Source organism: Paenibacillus sp. CECT 9249, assembly GCF_918697855.1.
Lineage (GTDB): Bacteria > Bacillota > Bacilli > Paenibacillales > Paenibacillaceae > MSJ-34.
In genome coordinates, this window is the sequence record NZ_CAKKLI010000045.1 from 15,977 (window position 1) to 33,704 (window position 17,728).

The 17,728-nt window shown below is 46.6% G+C and carries 11 protein-coding genes and 2 CRISPR repeat arrays (1 of these 13 only partly in view); of the genes, 10 read left to right on the forward strand and 1 reads right to left on the reverse strand.

From position 1 onward, the window contains the following. Nucleotides 1-2,120: a CRISPR direct-repeat array (repeat unit 32 nt; unit sequence GTCGCATCCTACGTGGATGCGTGGATTGAAAT) (it extends 1,170 nt beyond the left edge of the window). 249 nt (nt 2,121-2,369) lie between these two features. Genes cas3 through cas2 form a run of 7 tightly spaced genes read left to right on the forward strand, consistent with a single transcriptional unit; the run spans nt 2,370 to nt 10,268 of the window. Continuing rightward, nucleotides 2,370-4,796, forward strand: coding sequence for a CRISPR-associated helicase Cas3' (cas3, locus tag LQ229_RS22020; RefSeq protein ID WP_230192926.1), 2,427 nt, complete (start codon nt 2,370-2,372; stop codon nt 4,794-4,796). Nucleotides 4,797-4,819: 23 nt separating this feature from the next. Next, entirely contained in the window at nt 4,820-5,539 is a 720-nt protein-coding gene (gene cas5c / locus LQ229_RS22025; protein WP_216540616.1) for a type I-C CRISPR-associated protein Cas5c, read from the forward strand. Further along, nucleotides 5,536-7,419 (forward strand): type I-C CRISPR-associated protein Cas8c/Csd1, encoded by a 1,884-nt coding sequence (gene cas8c / locus LQ229_RS22030; protein WP_230192927.1) that lies wholly within the window; start codon nt 5,536-5,538, stop codon nt 7,417-7,419. Before cas5c ends, cas8c begins: the two co-directional genes overlap by 4 nt. A gap of 5 nt (nt 7,420-7,424) precedes the next feature. Further along, on the forward strand, nt 7,425-8,291 hold the full coding sequence (gene cas7c, locus LQ229_RS22035) for a type I-C CRISPR-associated protein Cas7/Csd2 (protein WP_216540635.1): 867 nt from the start codon (nt 7,425-7,427) through the stop codon (nt 8,289-8,291). Beyond that, on the forward strand, nt 8,281-8,940 hold the full coding sequence (gene cas4, locus LQ229_RS22040; RefSeq protein WP_216540614.1) for a CRISPR-associated protein Cas4: 660 nt from the start codon (nt 8,281-8,283) through the stop codon (nt 8,938-8,940). Before cas7c ends, cas4 begins: the two co-directional genes overlap by 11 nt. After that, on the forward strand, nt 8,937-9,968 hold the full coding sequence (cas1c, locus tag LQ229_RS22045) for a type I-C CRISPR-associated endonuclease Cas1c (protein ID WP_216540613.1): 1,032 nt from the start codon (nt 8,937-8,939) through the stop codon (nt 9,966-9,968). Before cas4 ends, cas1c begins: the two co-directional genes overlap by 4 nt. A 9-nt stretch (nt 9,969-9,977) precedes the next feature. Then, nucleotides 9,978-10,268, forward strand: coding sequence for a CRISPR-associated endonuclease Cas2 (cas2, locus tag LQ229_RS22050; protein ID WP_216540612.1), 291 nt, complete (start codon nt 9,978-9,980; stop codon nt 10,266-10,268). Between the two features lie 169 nt (nt 10,269-10,437). After that, nucleotides 10,438-14,455: a CRISPR direct-repeat array (repeat unit 32 nt; unit sequence GTCGCATCCCTCGCGGATGCGTGGATTGAAAT). A gap of 506 nt (nt 14,456-14,961) precedes the next feature. Here the strand turns inward: cas2 and LQ229_RS22055 are convergent. After that, nucleotides 14,962-15,636 carry a Crp/Fnr family transcriptional regulator gene (locus tag LQ229_RS22055; RefSeq protein WP_216540611.1) on the reverse strand — a complete coding sequence of 225 codons (675 nt, stop codon included), beginning with the start codon at nt 15,634-15,636 and terminating at the stop codon, nt 14,962-14,964. A gap of 174 nt (nt 15,637-15,810) precedes the next feature. On the opposite strand from LQ229_RS22055, the gene LQ229_RS22060 reads away from it, so the two are divergent. From LQ229_RS22060 to LQ229_RS22070, 3 genes are read left to right on the forward strand one after another with little or no spacing between them, the layout of a single operon-like run. After that, on the forward strand, nt 15,811-16,194 hold the full coding sequence (locus LQ229_RS22060; RefSeq protein ID WP_216540610.1) for a GntR family transcriptional regulator: 384 nt from the start codon (nt 15,811-15,813) through the stop codon (nt 16,192-16,194). Continuing rightward, nucleotides 16,191-17,042 carry an ABC transporter ATP-binding protein gene (locus LQ229_RS22065; protein ID WP_230192928.1) on the forward strand — a complete coding sequence of 284 codons (852 nt, stop codon included), beginning with the start codon at nt 16,191-16,193 and terminating at the stop codon, nt 17,040-17,042. The genes LQ229_RS22060 and LQ229_RS22065 overlap by 4 nt, the downstream gene beginning before the upstream one ends. Before the next feature lie 5 nt (nt 17,043-17,047). Further along, complete coding sequence (locus LQ229_RS22070) at nt 17,048-17,695, forward strand: ABC-2 transporter permease (RefSeq protein ID WP_216540608.1); 648 nt, start codon at nt 17,048-17,050, stop codon at nt 17,693-17,695. Nucleotides 17,696-17,728: the final 33 nt, after the last annotated feature.

The window sequence follows — 17,728 nt, forward strand, 5'->3', positions numbered from 1 at the left end:
GCAATATCGCCGTACGTTGCGTCTCGTCGCATCCTACGTGGATGCGTGGATTGAAATACCATCGTAAAGGTAAGGCTGCCGGCTTTTCCGCGTCGCATCCTACGTGGATGCGTGGATTGAAATCACGTCTTACGCGTACAAATTGCGCGTGTCGGGGTCGCATCCTACGTGGATGCGTGGATTGAAATCTTCCTTTAAATCAAAAATAGGATGAGGAAATTCGTCGCATCCTACGTGGATGCGTGGATTGAAATGCCAATTCGCGGCGTAGGCTGAACAAATCCGCACTTGTCGCATCCTACGTGGATGCGTGGATTGAAATTCTCTCCAAATCTCCGATGCGAAATGAAATGATATCGTCGCATCCTACGTGGATGCGTGGATTGAAATGGCAGCGCCGGGAAGTTTGCAATTGGTAATTGTTGTCGCATCCTACGTGGATGCGTGGATTGAAATTTAAAATGGAGGCCATTACAAATGAGCAAACTGGGTCGCATCCTACGTGGATGCGTGGATTGAAATCATATAACCTTTTTAAACTTTCCTTATCACTTTGTCGCATCCTACGTGGATGCGTGGATTGAAATTCGTACCCCGATCCGAACGACCCGGAAGCGCCGCGTCGCATCCTACGTGGATGCGTGGATTGAAATGCAACATCAGGAGGCGCAAAAGAAGCAACAGATGTGGTCGCATCCTACGTGGATGCGTGGATTGAAATGAGTACGCATGCCATTGGACTTGGTCGGCTTGGTGTCGCATCCTACGTGGATGCGTGGATTGAAATTCCATAAATGGTGAGTCTAAAACTTTGAAATCCGTCGCATCCTACGTGGATGCGTGGATTGAAATGATGGCGACGATACGATCGTCTTGCAACAGAGCCTGTCGCATCCTACGTGGATGCGTGGATTGAAATATCAGGAAGATATTTGGTCTTTCGGACGATGACGTCGCATCCTACGTGGATGCGTGGATTGAAATCAACAGTTACTACAAGCCCTACAACAGGAACCGTACGTCGCATCCTACGTGGATGCGTGGATTGAAATTATGAAATGGTCAACGAACCGCCTTTCGGAGGGAAGTCGCATCCTACGTGGATGCGTGGATTGAAATACGATTCGCTATTTGCAGCAGCGCCTTGATTTCGTCGCATCCTACGTGGATGCGTGGATTGAAATTTATCTTGTTTCGGTGGACGACCCGCCATATCAGTCGCATCCTACGTGGATGCGTGGATTGAAATTGATCGCTGACTCAAGTGATCCATTGTATTCGGGTCGCATCCTACGTGGATGCGTGGATTGAAATTTGTAAAGACGTAAGCTATGCCGAAGTAATGGCAGCGTCGCATCCTACGTGGATGCGTGGATTGAAATTCCTTTCATTCCAAGGTTTTCCCCTCTTCTTGTCGTCGCATCCTACGTGGATGCGTGGATTGAAATCTCGTAACGATGAGCGATGGTTCCCAGAAAGCTGTGTCGCATCCTACGTGGATGCGTGGATTGAAATAGGAAAAAGGCGAAGACGCGGTTGCAACGCAAAAAGTCGCATCCTACGTGGATGCGTGGATTGAAATTTCAAAATCATCCAGCAGTTCGTCCAGCAGTTCGGGTCGCATCCTACGTGGATGCGTGGATTGAAATTTGGTCTTTCCGCGAGAGGGCGTCGTTAAATCCGGTCGCATCCTACGTGGATGCGTGGATTGAAATTTGCAGAGCGGAGGTCATCGCACCGACCGGGCGACCAGTCGCATCCTACGTGGATGCGTGGATTGAAATATATTATTCAAGATGGAACAGATAAATTTGATGTGGGTCGCATCCTACTCGGATGCGTGGATTGAAATAATGGCTCTTTAGGATTTTTAATCGTAAGACCTCGTCGCATCCTACTCGGATGCGTGGATTGAAATCTATCTATCAGCAGCCGGAATTATCGGATGTTGAAGTCGCATCCTACTCCGATGCGTGGATTGAAATCAGCAAGCGGGCCAGATATCACAATGACGTTAGATGTCGCATCCCTCGCGGATGCGTGGATTGAAATGTCGAGCAACATGTTGACTCGGATCGGGATACGCCCGTTGCATCCCTCACGGATGCGTGGATTGAAATCGAGGATACGCCGGATCCGTCGCATCTTTCTCGGATGCGTGAATTTATCTAATCACACGCGGAACCCGGAGCGCTAATCGAACAAACTAACACTCTCATAAACCGAGGGTGTTTTTTGTTTTGTAACAATTAGGTAACGTATCGTAGAAATTATGGGTAATTTGGAAGGGGATTGAAGAATTCTGTCGAATTACTAATAAGCAAGATCAAATAGGTATTTTGAACTGATTATGGGTGAGGGGGGCAGAAATGACTTATATTGCTCACATCCGTGAAATTGACCATCAACAACAAACCGTGGAGGAGCATCTACTAGGGGTCAAAGAGTTGGCGGAATCGTTTGGGGAAAAAATCGGTGTCAAACATATCGCCGGATTAGCGGGCATGCTTCACGATTTGGGAAAATACACGAATGAGTTTAGACAATACATATTAGAAGCGGTTCATAATCCCGATTCTCCGCCGAAGCGAGGAAGCGTCGATCATTCAACCGCAGGCGGGAAATTATTATACAAGCTGTATCATCCCGGGAATGGCCAACCGTATAAAGGGTTGTTAGCGGAAGTTGTAGGCAATGCAATTATATCTCATCATTCCTATCTTCACGATTTCCTGAATCAACAATTAGAATCCGACTATCTGCATCGCGTTCGCGATAAAGTGTTGGTTGAATTTGAATGGACGGAACAATTATTTTTTGAACACGTTATGAGCGAAGAAGAATTCCATAGTTACGCGGATAAGGCAGCAGCCGAATTAGAAGCCTTTATAACGAAAGAATGTTCCGCAAGCACAGAAGAGAAGGCCATGTTTTTAACCAAATTTATTTTCAGCGCATTAATTGATGCGGACCGAACGAACACCCGGTTGTTTGAGGAGAACAAGACAGAAGAATCTATCAGAGATCATAACGAACTCTTCGCTGCATACTATAAAAGTCTGATGGATAAGTTAAACTCTTTCGCGAATCGGGCCGACGGTTCACCGATTCATCAATTAAGAAGCGAGATGTCGGAACAATGCGACCGTTTTGCCGAGAGGCCGTCGGGGATTTACACGCTATCCATTCCAACCGGCGGCGGAAAGACGTTGGCCAGCTTGAGATATGCATTAAAGCACGCTATGAAATACAGCAAGAAACATATTATTTACGTCGTTCCATATACGACAATCATAGAACAGAACGCGGCGGAAGTTCGCAAAATTCTCATGGATGATGTCAACATTTTGGAGCATCATTCCAATGTGGTTGATGATCTCGACGAAGACGATGAGAACTTCGACGGTTTTATGAATGTGCGGCAAAAATTGAAACTTGCCAAAGACAACTGGGATTCTCCCATTATTTTTACAACCATGGTGCAGTTTTTAAATGTGTTCTACGCCAAGGGCAGCAGGAATATTCGACGGCTTCATAATTTATGCGAATCGGTCATTGTATTCGACGAAGTACAGAAAGTTCCCGTTTCCTGCGTCTCTTTATTTAATCAAGCATTGAACTTTTTGCAAACTTACGGTCGAACCGGTATCGTACTGTGTACGGCTACGCAGCCTGCGCTAGACTTTGTTGAAAGCAGACTGGAGATCAGCCCGGATGCGGAAATGATTGATAATTTGGATCATGTCATTGCATCGTTCAAACGGGTGGAAGTCATAGATCGAGCAACCAGCGAAGAATTTGATAATGAAAAGCTATGTGAATTTATTACCGGGAAGATGGATGAAGTTCAAAGCGTTCTTGTCGTATTGAACACAAAAACCGTTGTGAAGAAACTATACGAACAATTGAAAACGACAATGAGCAGCGTTCCCATCTATCATCTAAGCACTTCAATGTGCGCTGCGCATCGAAACGATCTTTTAGATGAAGTGCGTGAACATTTGAAGAAGGGCGATAAAATCGTATGCGTTAGTACGCAGTTGATCGAAGCGGGGGTTGACGTAAGCTTCGAATGTGTCGTTCGTTCTCTGGCAGGGCTCGATTCCATTGCGCAAGCGGCAGGGCGTTGCAATCGGCACGGTGAGCGGGAAATCCGACAAGTCTATGTCATCGACCATGCTGAGGAAAATCTGAATCGGTTAAAAGAAATTAAAATTGGCAAGGAAATTTCGAAGAGAATTCTTATTGATTTGAAGCGCGATCGGACATACCATGGCGGACACATCCTGTCGGTTCAAGCAATGGATAAGTATTTTAAAGAATTCTATACGAAGTTTACATCGGATTTGAATTATTTCATACCGAAACTAAGGAAAGACATGACAACATTGTTGTCGGCGAAAATAGCAGATAACCCGTACTTTCAAGAATATCGCAGCAAATATAAGGAGCGTCCTCCTTTATTTTTGGCGAACAGTTACCGCACGGCGGCAGAACATTTTCGTGTTATCGACGACCTTACGACATCGGTTATCGTGCCATATGGGGAAGAAGGAAAAGACATCATCGCTGAACTGAGCGGCCATAGCAGAATTGAAGACCTTACCCGATTATTGCGGAGAGCGCAGCAGTATACTATCAATTTGTTCGATCATGAATTGAGGATATTATCGCAAAACGGCGGACTAGCAAGTTGCCTCGAAGGAAGGGTGCTGGTGTTGAAAGAAGGCGCTTATAGCGATGAATTTGGCCTCAATGTCGAGAACGACAGTCAATTCGATTTGAGTATTTATTGAAATTGCGAAAGGAGGTGAAATCCATGAGAAACTCGATAGAATTTGAAGTCTCCGGAGACTACGCCCTATTTACCGATCCTTTAACCAAATTGGGCGGGGAGAAGTTATCTTACCAGGTGCCGACTTATCAATCTCTAAAGGGGATAGTGGAATCAATCTATTGGAAACCCACCATCATGATGATCATCGACTCTGTGCGCGTGATGAACCCCATTCGAATGGAATCCAAAGGGGTGCGCCCGATCGAGTACGGCGGAGGGAATACGCTTGCCAATTACACCTATTTGAGAGACGTTCGTTATCGGGTGAGGGCTTATTTTGAATTCAATGTGAATCGGCCGGACTTGGCTCATGACCGCAACGAATTCAAGCACCATAACATTTTCAAGCGATCGCTTCAGGCCGGAGGTCGTAGAGATATTTTCCTTGGCGCGCGCGAATGCCAAGGGTATGTGGAGCCTTGCGCCTTCGATGAAGGGGAGGGATTTTACGATAACTACGGCGATATCCATCTAGGCAATATGGTGCATGGCATCAATTATCCGGATGAAACGGGTAGAGATCAATTGGAAGTGCGCCTTTGGAATCCGGTGATGAAAAATGGCGTCATTCAATTTATCAGGCCTGAACAGTGCACGCAAATCCGCAAAATCGCGGACATGAAGCCGAAGCATTTTGACCAAACCAATGTGGAATCGGCGGACGAATTGTATGCCCAGATGGAAGAGGGGGTGAATCCATGAGCTGGTTATTAAACTTATTTGAGACCTATCAATCCAATCTCGATCGTGTCGGCGAGATTGAAAAAAAGTATAACGGTCAAGAGTACACGCTCTTGCCTATCTCCCATACGACGCAAAATGCTCATATCGAAGTGGCGATTACCGAGGACGGAAATTTTCATTCGGCTATCGTAATTGATAAAGAAGACGCGAGCACTTTAATCCCGTGTACCGAAAAATCCGCAAGTCGGGCCGGTTCAGTCATCGCCCCCTATCCGCTGCATGATAAATTAAGCTATGTTGCCGGCGATTTTGCAACCTATGGCGGCGAGATTAAGGAAGAGGAACCTTTTTCGCATTATATTGAAGCATTGAAGAATTGGGCCGAATCGCCGTATGCGCATTCCAAAGTGAAAAGTATCTACCGGTATTTAAGCAAGAGACGGTTAATTCAAGATTTAATCGTTCAGCGTATTCTGTACGTCGACGGGAATAATCGGTTCATGGAGAAATGGGAAGGGCAAGGAGAGCGGCCTCCCATCTTTTCCGTCGTTGCCGGGGGGCAGGAAAGCGCGTTTGTAAGGTTCAACGTTTATTCTCCGGGTGAAGAAGTATTATCCCCAGTTTGGAAGGATTCGGGGATGTATGATTCTTTCATCAAGTATTATGAAAATCTGTTAGGCGGCGAGGATATTTGTTACGTAACGGGAAGAAAGCTCCCAAGCACCGACAGGCACGCGAATAAGATCAGAAACGCGGCGGATAAAGCCAAGTTAATCTCGGCAAACGATACAAGCGGCTTTACATTTCGCGGCCGATTTACGACAAGCAATGAAGCGGCCAGTATCAGTTACGAAGTTTCACAGAAGGCCCATAATGCTTTGAAATGGTTGATTCATCGCCAGGGGAAAACGATCGATCAAAGGGTATTCCTGGTTTGGGGGAACGATACTCTCGATATACCCGATCCAAGTGAAGACACATACTCCATTAGCCCTGCGTCGGCACCCGTTGCAGTCAAAAAATCGAATACGAATCAAGAGTATGCAAGCCAAGTGTCCAAAGCGTTGGACGGCTATAGAAATGATTTGTCCGGTAAGTCCGATGTCAATATTATGGTTCTAGATTCGGCGACCACAGGCAGAATGGCTGTCCTATATTATCGAAACATGGATAAAGAACTTTATTTGGACCGATTGAAAAAGTGGCATACCGCTTGCGCATGGCTTCATCGCTACCGTAAGAACGAACAGGGAGAATTTATCGAGTTTTACGGAGCGCCGGCCACGAAAGACATCGCCTTTGCCGCATACGGGCCAAGGGCGGGCGATAAGCTTGTTAAAGGGTTAATGGAACGAATGCTGCCATGTATTGTGGATGGCGTTAAAATACCTCAAGACATTCTAACAAGCGCATTCCGCAGAGCATCCAATCCCGTATCGATGGAAAAGTGGGAATGGGAGAAGACGTTAAGCATTGCGTGTGCTTTGATTAATAAAGAGGAGGGATTAAAGTTGGCGCTGGATAAAGAAAACGACGATCGCAGTTATTTATTCGGCCGGCTGTTGGCTGTAGCGGATGTATTGGAAAGACGGGCATTAGGGGATGAGACGCGTTCCAGCAACGCAATTCGATATATGAATTCTTTCTCGATGCATCCCGAACGAACATGGATGACCATTCAGAAGAGTCTGCAACCGTATCAAGCACGATTAGGCACAAAAGCGACGTACTTGACCAAAATTATCGATGAAATCGCATCCAAATTTAAAACGGAGGATTTCAACAATAAACCGTTGTCGGGTAAATATTTGTTAGGCTTCTACAGCCAGCGGCATGAACTTTATCAGAAAAAAGAAAACAATGAGGATGCCATGGTTGCATCTAACGACGAGGAGTGATTATGATGTCAGTTTTGGATCATAAAATCGATTTTGCGGTTGTGCTATCGGTGAAAAATGCGAACCCTAATGGGGACCCGTTAAATGGAAATCGTCCGAGACAAAACTATGACGGCCATGGCGAAATTTCGGATGTCGCTATTAAGCGGAAAATTCGAAACCGTTTGCAGGATATGGGAGAACCTATTTTTGTTCAGTCCAACGATCGCAAGGCGGATTCGTTCAACAGCTTAAGGGAGCGTGCCGAGGCGAATGAGGAGTTGGGAAAACTTCTGAAGTCCAAAGATGTTTCTACTGATGAATTCGCTCAGGCTGCCTGTAGAGAGTGGCTTGATGTTCGCAGTTTCGGCCAAGTATTCGCGTTCAAAGGTTCCGGTGCCAAAGGCGGAGGCGTCTCAGTAGGGATAAGGGGCCCTGTGTCGATCCATACGGCAACCAGCGTGGTTCCGATTGACATTACCAGCATGCAGATTACGAAGAGCGTCAATTCCGAACCGGGGAAAGACAGAGGATCGGATACGATGGGCATGAAGCATCGGGTAGATTACGGGCTATATGTTTTTTATGGCAGCATTAATACTCAATTGGCCGAGAAAACCGGGTTTACAAACGAAGATGCCGATAAAATCAAGCAAGCGCTTGTCACATTGTTTGAAAACGACGCCTCTTCCGCCAGACCGGACGGAAGTATGGAAGTCCATCAAGTGTATTGGTGGGAGCATTCCTCCAAGCTGGGGCAATATTCTTCCGCAAAGGTGCATCGATCATTGACGATAAAACCGAAGGCTGAAGAGCCGAAATCATTCGATGATTATTCTATTGAATTAAACGAATTGGACGGATTGAAAGTTGAGATCGTAAATGGCCTTTAATGAAGACGACGACTACCTGATGTTGTCCGGGATTCAACATTTTCAATTTTGCAAGCGGCAGTGGGCGTTGATTCATATCGAACAGCAATGGGAAGAAAACGTTAAAACTGTGGAGGGACAGTATCTTCACCGTAAGGCGGATCAACCGTTTGTGAAAGAAAAACGCGGTAATAAACTCACCGTTCGGGCGATGCCAGTGAAATCCGACAATCTTAAAATTACCGGCGTTTGCGATGTGGTTGAGTTCATCAGGGATGATCGCGGTGTTGAAATCCATGGGGCCGATGGGAAATATATCGCCTATCCGGTGGAATATAAACGAGGAAAACCGAAGATGGATGATGCGGACCTATTACAACTAACCGCGCAAGCGATGTGTCTTGAAGAAATGCTGCTATGTGATATTCACGTTGGCTATATGTTTTATCATGAGATTAGACATAGGATCGAAGTACCAATGACAACGGATTTGAAAAATAAGGTGAAGTTGCTTGTCGCCGAGATGCATGATTACTTTAAACGCAGATATACGCCTAAAGTGAAGACAGGCCCCTTTTGCCGGAGTTGCTCTCTTCAATCGATCTGTCTGCCGGAAGTGCTGAATAAACGAAGTGTACGCAGTTATATCGAAGGGAAAATGAAAGAATGAAGAAACTTTTGAATACGCTGTTTATTACACAACCGGATGTATACTTATCTTTAGACGGGGATAATATTGTTCTTCTTAAGGACCAAGAGAAGCTGGGGAGACTCCCGCTCCACAATTTGGAATCGGTAGTGGCTTTCGGTTATACGGGAGCCAGTCCGGCATTCATGGGATATTGCGCGGAGAGGAACATCTCCATCGTCTTTTTAACGATGAACGGACGATACCTCGCAAGGGTTATAGGAGCCAGCAAGGGGAATGTTATTTTAAGAAAAAAGCAATGCCTTATCTCCGAAGATGAAGTCCTAGCGGCGAGAATTGCCCGAAATTTTATTATAGGTAAAATATATAATCAAAAGTGGATGCTGGAAAGAATGACCCGAGATTATCCTTTACGTATAGATGTCACCCGATTTAAGGAGGCATCCCAACATTTAACATCTATTATGGAAGCGGTTCGGGAATGTAAAGATTTGGAGCGGATCAGGGGATTAGAAGGCCAGGCTGCTTTAGCCTATAACAAACTATTTGATCAAATGATATTGCAGCAAAAAGAGGACTTCTATTTTCTGACTCGTTCACGAAGGCCTCCACAGGATAATGTTAACGCCATGTTGTCTTTAGCCTATACGCTGCTTGCCAATGATATGACGTCTGCCTTGGAAGGGGTTGGACTCGATGCGTATATTGGATTTATGCATCGAGACCGCCCCGGGCGTGCCTCCTTAGCCTTAGATGTGATGGAGGAATTACGCGGCGTTTTTGCAGATCGGTTTGTCTTGTCGTTAATTAATAAAAAAGTGGTCAACGCGGAGGATTTTATTCAAAAGGAGAACGGCGCAGTGATCATGACGGATGAGGCTAGAAAAAAGTTTCTCACGGCATGGCAGAACAAAAAACAAGAGAAGATCACACATCCATATTTGGGAGAAAAAATCCCGTGGGGTTTGGTGCCGCATGTACAAGCTCTATTATTGGCCCGTCATTTGCGCAATGACCTTGACGAGTACCCTCCATTTCTGTGGAAGTAGGTGTAATCTGTGCTCATATTAATTACCTATGATGTAAGCACGATGAATAGCGAAGGTCAGAGGAGGTTGCGCAAAGTATCGAAAATATGCCAAGATTACGGCCAGCGCGTCCAAAATTCGGTATTTGAATGCGTTGTAGATGCAACCCAATTCGCTGTTCTAAAGATGAAACTGATGGATGTTATCGATGTGGATCGGGATAGTTTGCGGTTCTACCAACTCGGGAACAACTATAAGAACAAGGTCGAACATATTGGTATCAAAGAATCGATCGATATCGAAGGCCCCTTAATCTTGTAGTGCGAATGTGAAGCGAACATGAATTACTAGGGAGATTCGCACCAGAATTTTTACTTATATTATTGTAATATCCAAAAATAACCTGTAATTAAATGGATGATTTGTGAATTAGAGTGTGTTTTTTGATGAGTAACAACGATTTTTCAAGTTGTTTTGATTGAAAATCGGAGTCGCATCCCTCGCGGATGCGTGGATTGAAATACCCAAGGCGCTTCCACCAACGAGCCCGCGGCGTTGTCGCATCCCTCGCGGATGCGTGGATTGAAATCATGCGGCACGAGTCACATACATAGTTACTGTGCGTCGCATCCCTCGCGGATGCGTGGATTGAAATTCATTGTCTCCACTATTTACTACAACGTTAACTGTCGCATCCCTCGCGGATGCGTGGATTGAAATCCTCCGGGCCTAATTCGACGTTTGCGGCCGTGCCGTCGCATCCCTCGCGGATGCGTGGATTGAAATAAAGGTAAGTCCGCTTGAGGTTGTCGTTGACCAGTCGCATCCCTCGCGGATGCGTGGATTGAAATAAGGATACTATTCGCAGCAACATGTGCTTAACAGTCGCATCCCTCGCGGATGCGTGGATTGAAATAGGGGTGATGTGCGCGCCGATTTAACAGCGCTTGGTCGCATCCCTCGCGGATGCGTGGATTGAAATATTCCTATCAATCATACTCAATCTATAGTTATTACGTCGCATCCCTCGCGGATGCGTGGATTGAAATTCGTTATGCTCGATGTATAGCGCCCGGATATTAGTCGCATCCCTCGCGGATGCGTGGATTGAAATGTCTATTTGGACGCGCAGAAGCGTGGTATAGTGGTTGTCGCATCCCTCGCGGATGCGTGGATTGAAATCCTTGAGCCGTACAGGGACTTGCACCTTTTCACCTTGTCGCATCCCTCGCGGATGCGTGGATTGAAATATTAAATGGTAAATATGGATTCTCAAATTTTCGTTTCGTCGCATCCCTCGCGGATGCGTGGATTGAAATAGAACAAGGGCAAAAGGTTGAATTCTATGTTTTGTCGCATCCCTCGCGGATGCGTGGATTGAAATTTTTCCATCTTGTTGAATTTTTACAATCACAGTCTCGTCGCATCCCTCGCGGATGCGTGGATTGAAATATAAACATATTGTAGTTAAAAGTAAACAAAAAGGCGTCGCATCCCTCGCGGATGCGTGGATTGAAATACTATGGACGATAATCTCTCGTTGTCGGAAAAAGGTCGCATCCCTCGCGGATGCGTGGATTGAAATAGATCTTGATTTAGATGCCAGCCTTATGGAGACGGTCGCATCCCTCGCGGATGCGTGGATTGAAATAACTAACGAACCAACTACACCGCCAATGTTCACGTCGCATCCCTCGCGGATGCGTGGATTGAAATGTACCCACGGATGTTGCGCAACGAGTGTCTCGTCCGGTCGCATCCCTCGCGGATGCGTGGATTGAAATCGCGAAAGTGCATCAATTTGGCCCATCATCGCCTTGTCGCATCCCTCGCGGATGCGTGGATTGAAATAGAAACACTAAAAGATGAAATAGAAGGAACGATGTCGCATCCCTCGCGGATGCGTGGATTGAAATCTGAAGGGGCTATACCTGTGATTAAATCAATTCCCGTCGCATCCCTCGCGGATGCGTGGATTGAAATTTTTTTTAACTGTTCAGCCCGCGGACGCCGGAGCGGTCGCATCCCTCGCGGATGCGTGGATTGAAATTCTCATTAAGCTTATCATAAAACCGTACTTTAAGTCGCATCCCTCGCGGATGCGTGGATTGAAATGAAAAAATTAAATTGATATTTGATAGTAGAAAGAGTCGCATCCCTCGCGGATGCGTGGATTGAAATGTGTATGTTGCCTATGACATTGCAAACATAATCTAACGTCGCATCCCTCGCGGATGCGTGGATTGAAATAATTCTACTGCCAAAAATGTTGCTTGTCCTATGGTCGCATCCCTCGCGGATGCGTGGATTGAAATTGAATCTTTAATCTCGCAAGTGATTAGTGGTAAGAGTCGCATCCCTCGCGGATGCGTGGATTGAAATTTTTATTGCCGCAATCAAAAAACGCGGCGTCTTCCGTCGCATCCCTCGCGGATGCGTGGATTGAAATGGCCATATCGATTATGCCGTTGTTATCTGCGAAGTCGCATCCCTCGCGGATGCGTGGATTGAAATTAAACTTTCCAGCATGCTGTCAAGTAGTTTTTGCGTCGCATCCCTCGCGGATGCGTGGATTGAAATACTTCGTCCGGCTCGATCAAGCATCCCTTTGCCGTCGCATCCCTCGCGGATGCGTGGATTGAAATCTTAACAATCATCCCACGTCGGGCAGTTTTGAGGTCGCATCCCTCGCGGATGCGTGGATTGAAATTACAATCACAATGCCTTTTGGTATTGCGTATGCGTCGCATCCCTCGCGGATGCGTGGATTGAAATCATCGTGCCAGCATGGACTCCACATCTTAATTGGTTCAAGTCGCATCCCTCGCGGATGCGTGGATTGAAATTTTTGCTAATTTTTTTGGACTAACTTGTAATACGTCAGGTCGCATCCCTCGCGGATGCGTGGATTGAAATCTGTCATCTCAATGGTAAAATATTGAACATATAGTCGCATCCCTCGCGGATGCGTGGATTGAAATCGAAAGATACGTTTACAACTTACGAGACCGCATTGTCGCATCCCTCGCGGATGCGTGGATTGAAATTACAAGATCATTCCAATCACTATCATCCGCATCAGGTCGCATCCCTCGCGGATGCGTGGATTGAAATTCGTACGTACTGGTTCGTGTACCCCAAGCGTGTCGTCGCATCCCTCGCGGATGCGTGGATTGAAATCAACCGTCAGTAACAGGGATGCAACCATTAAAACTGTCGCATCCCTCGCGGATGCGTGGATTGAAATGATGATCCCTGCCGGGCGTAAGCGACCGCCATCTACGTCGCATCCCTCGCGGATGCGTGGATTGAAATGACGGTGTAGTCGTCGTCCTCCAAGTCAGAAAGCAGTCGCATCCCTCGCGGATGCGTGGATTGAAATCAGCGTAAGGATTTTAAGCGCTCCGTGCTCGGATGTCGCATCCCTCGCGGATGCGTGGATTGAAATGCGAATAATCCGCAGTTTATTGGTCACGGATTTGGTCGCATCCCTCGCGGATGCGTGGATTGAAATACCTTTCCATGCACCTCCATTTAATTTGGTTAAAGTCGCATCCCTCGCGGATGCGTGGATTGAAATCAATCATCCGTTGCCCTCCTGTGCGCACATATGCGTCGCATCCCTCGCGGATGCGTGGATTGAAATTATTTCAACGAATTTTTCAAATACGTGTATTTTGCGTCGCATCCCTCGCGGATGCGTGGATTGAAATAATGGCTTGCAGGTATGCTTTCTGTACCTCCTCGAGTCGCATCCCTCGCGGATGCGTGGATTGAAATGCTATTGATCGTTTTTGTTTTTAACGCCCCGAGTACGGTCGCATCCCTCGCGGATGCGTGGATTGAAATTAACGTCACCGTATTCGTCATGATGTCGTCATATAGGTCGCATCCCTCGCGGATGCGTGGATTGAAATTTGATCGCGGTTCATTAGACAGCATCCTTTCTATGTCGCATCCCTCGCGGATGCGTGGATTGAAATTATATTAGATGAAGTATTGAAAAATGGAGAATATGGTCGCATCCCTCACGGATGCGTGGATTGAAATCTTTCTGGTTTAAAGGGTGGGCTTGTCCTCTTAGTCGCATCCCTCACGGATGCGTGGATTGAAATTCCGAGCATTTCCTGCATTTGCCCCATAGCACTGAGTCGCATCCCTCACGGATGCGTGGATTGAAATTTCCGGTGCGGTTACGCGGATGATTACGTATCCTGTCGCATCCCTCGCGGATGCGTGGATTGAAATAACTGCAATCCGGGATATCTGCTTATCATCGACGTCGCATCCCTCGCGGATACGTGGATTGAAATAAGTTCGCGTTTGCGGAGTTCGCGATCATGTTCGTCGCATCCCTTGGGGATGCGTGGATTGAAATATGAGCGGCATAAAACGACTCGCAAGAAGATGAGTCGCATCCCTTACGGATGCGTGGATTGAAATTCCGTTAAAATGACCTCCAGGATTTTATCTTGAAGTCGCATCCCTCGCGATGCGTGGATTGAAACGAAGGCGAAGTAAGAAGCGGCCGTTTGCGGCGCAAGCTTGATCAAATCCGGAATTCGCTTTAGATCTGACGGATGGTAATAAGAACGGTTGATAGACATGCTTGATTCCCTCCCATATCGTTTAAGATATCTGCATTGTAAGGGAAGCGAGCGGGAAATTCCGTGACAAAGTCACCGAAGAACCATTAGCGTTGCTTTGAATTTTGCTAGCTGGGATGGTGTCGATAAATATAACGGATTTCGGAGGTCTTATTTTTCAAATTTTAGTCGATTTTTCGGAATTAGCGGATTTTCGAACCGTTAACATGCCGCGGTCAGCCCGGAAATAGTTTGTTTTGTGAAGTTGCGACGAAATAGGGCCCTCAAAATCCGTTAACTCTGCCAAAACAGCGTTTTGGGGAAAAGTAAGGCCTTCATAATCCGTTAACCTATCGTCCCTTTGCTGCCATTGGCTTGAAACACGATAACATTCGATGCAACGCTAGTCACCGAAGAAGTCAGCGGGATCATCGTTCCTTCCCTGTAAAGCCTCGCAATAACGTTTTGTCCAACAGGTCGATTCGCCCCCTTTTCGCGGCGAGAGCCCCTTTGACCGCAAAATCTTTCAACGTGCGGGAAACAACCTCCCTTGCCGTTCCCAGTTCGACAGCCAATTGCTCATGCGTCATGCGCAGCGAGTCGGATTCGCGCCGCGCCGCTTCGGTAAGCAAATATTCCGCAAGCCGGCAGGGGATGGACTGGAACGCAATCTTTTCAAGCAGCAGCGTTACATTCGTCATACGCGCTACGAATTGCTTGTAAATAAATTGGCGTACCGGCAGATAAGCGTCCATCCAGTTCCGGAAGTCCGTTGCCGGAACGAGCAGCACCTCGGTGTCGGTTTCAACGGCAGCCGACGCTTCGTATTCGGTTTCGCCCAGAATGCTGGCCATCATCAGCACGCAGCATTCGCTGCTTCCGACGCGGTATAGCGTAATTTCTCTGCCTTCCGGGCTGATCTTGTAGATGCGGATCGAGCCGTTAAGGATAAACATAGCATGCCGCAGCCGATGGCCTTCGCGAATCGTGTGAGGCGTCTCGGGCGTGACCGCGATAATCTCCGCAGCCTTCCATCCATCCGAAGCAACGTCGCCGAAGCAAGGGAATGCTTGCCTGATCCGGTGAATTTGTCGTATATCCATCGCCATCTCCTCAGGAATGAAGTGAATTCGAATCGGAACTCTCGATCGTTTTCTATTAATTCTCCTGGCATCAGAGAAATCCTTCCAATAGGGCTTTCTCGCATTGACATAATTGTTATTGATGTTTATACTGTGTATGTAATTGATACACAGTTGTCGATCCACGGAGGTTACATGAAAATCATTATTTCCAATGTGTCCGATCCGCCGTTATATCAGCAAATCAAAGATCAAATCAAAGATGCGATTATCCATGGCGAATTACAAGAAGGTGAAATGCTTCCTTCCATACGCGCGCTGGCAAACGATCTGAAAGTGAGCGTGCTTACAACCCGAAGGGTATATGACGAGTTGGAAGCGGAAGGGTTTATTACAACCAAAGCGGGCAAAGGATCTTTCGTAGCCCAGGGGAATTTCGAACTGCTGCTGGAGTCCAAACGGCGTATGGTCGAAGAGAAACTTGTCGAAGCCTGGAAAACCGCCCGTTCGCTAGGCATTAGCAAAAGCGAGTTGTACGCCATGATGGATTTATTGTTTGAGGAGGATGAGGAGGAGTGAAACCGATTTTAGAGGTCAAAGGATTAAGCAAAAGCCTGGGCTCTTTCAGATTGCAGGATGTTAGCTTTTTCTTAACCGAAGGCTGCATTACAGGTTTTATCGGCGTCAACGGGGCAGGAAAAACGACAACAATCAAACTGATTCTAGGGCTCATCGCGAAGGATGCGGGGGACATTGCATTTCGCGGGAAGGATATTCTCAGCAATGAACGGGAATTCAAAAACCGTATCGGCATTGTGCTTGACGAAGGGTATTTTTACGACGAGCTGACTTTGCTGGAAATGAAGAGCGTGATCGCGCCGGCCTATTCCGACTGGGATGACGCCGTCTTTCGCCGCCATATCGAACGTTTCGGGCTGCCGTTAAGCCAACCAATAGGCACGCTATCCAAAGGGATGCGCATGAAGTATGCGATTGCTTTGGCCATGTCCCATCATGCGGATTTGTTGATTATGGACGAGCCGACAAGCGGTTTGGATCCTCAAGTCAGATTGGAGTTAATGGATATTTTGCTTGAGTATGTCAATGAAGACGGGAAAAGCGTGTTTCTATCCTCCCACATCACTTCCGACTTGGACAAGGTGGCCGACGGAATCATTCTAATCGATCGCGGCCAAATCGTATTCAGCGAAGAAAAAGATGCCCTGTTAGACATGCATGGCTATGTGAAAGGGGATACGAAGGAATTGAACGAACGTACGAGAGGATTGTTCGTAACGTTGAATGAAACCGGGTACGGTTTTTCCGGGTTAACGAATGATAAAGCGGCCGTCCGTCAGCACATGAAGAATGCGCTTATCGAAAGGCCGACTATCGAAGATGTGATGTTAGGCTATATTAGGAGGTAAAGCCGATGCTATTTCATCTTGTCAAAAAGGATTTTCTGCTGACCAAAAAATATTGGATCGTCATGCTGATTGCCGCCGTCGTTTTGCCGCTCTTTCTTCATTCGAGAATCGACTTTATTGCCGGCGGATTTCTGCCTTTTTTCCTTAGCACGCTCTACATTGTATATTTGCTGTTCAGTACCGTTTTAATGATGGAATATAAATATAGAGGCTCGGCGCTCCTATGCGCAACTCCTTACACGAGAAAATATATTGTAAGGGCCAAATATTTATTTGTCTTGACCGTTTTTACCGGATGCTATGTCCTTTACACCCTTACGGCTTTGATCCCTCCGCTCGGCATCGATCTGCTTGACCTGTCCGCCTTCGGTTGGGCGTTTTTCATAAATGCCGTTATTTTCGGGGTTCTGATCCCGGTTCAATACCGTTTCGATTACGAGAAATTAAAATATATTTTCTTTTTTCTCATCTTTCTCATGCCGTTCGTACTGCCTGCCGTGATGAAGGTGCTGCAGCATGAAGGAACGGGATTTCGATTCTCGCTTCCTTTTACGCCGTTCGTTCAAGATTTGTTCCTTATTGTCCTCGGCCTAGTCATTGGAGGAATATCGATGCGAGTATCCGTTCGAATTTATTCCAAGAAAAATTTGTAGCGCAATAAGATTGCAGCTATTGGTGAGGAGGTA

Coding starts and splice junctions, on each gene's coding strand:
- cas3 (WP_230192926.1), top strand. CDS start 2,370: ATGACTTATATTGCTCACATCCGTGAAATTGACCATCAACAACAAACC.
- cas5c (WP_216540616.1), top strand. CDS start 4,820: ATGAGAAACTCGATAGAATTTGAAGTCTCCGGAGACTACGCCCTATTT.
- cas8c (WP_230192927.1), top strand. CDS start 5,536: ATGAGCTGGTTATTAAACTTATTTGAGACCTATCAATCCAATCTCGAT.
- cas7c (WP_216540635.1), top strand. CDS start 7,425: ATGTCAGTTTTGGATCATAAAATCGATTTTGCGGTTGTGCTATCGGTG.
- cas4 (WP_216540614.1), top strand. CDS start 8,281: ATGGCCTTTAATGAAGACGACGACTACCTGATGTTGTCCGGGATTCAA.
- cas1c (WP_216540613.1), top strand. CDS start 8,937: ATGAAGAAACTTTTGAATACGCTGTTTATTACACAACCGGATGTATAC.
- LQ229_RS22055 (WP_216540611.1), bottom strand. CDS start 15,636: ATGGATATACGACAAATTCACCGGATCAGGCAAGCATTCCCTTGCTTC.
- LQ229_RS22060 (WP_216540610.1), top strand. CDS start 15,811: ATGAAAATCATTATTTCCAATGTGTCCGATCCGCCGTTATATCAGCAA.
- LQ229_RS22070 (WP_216540608.1), top strand. CDS start 17,048: ATGCTATTTCATCTTGTCAAAAAGGATTTTCTGCTGACCAAAAAATAT.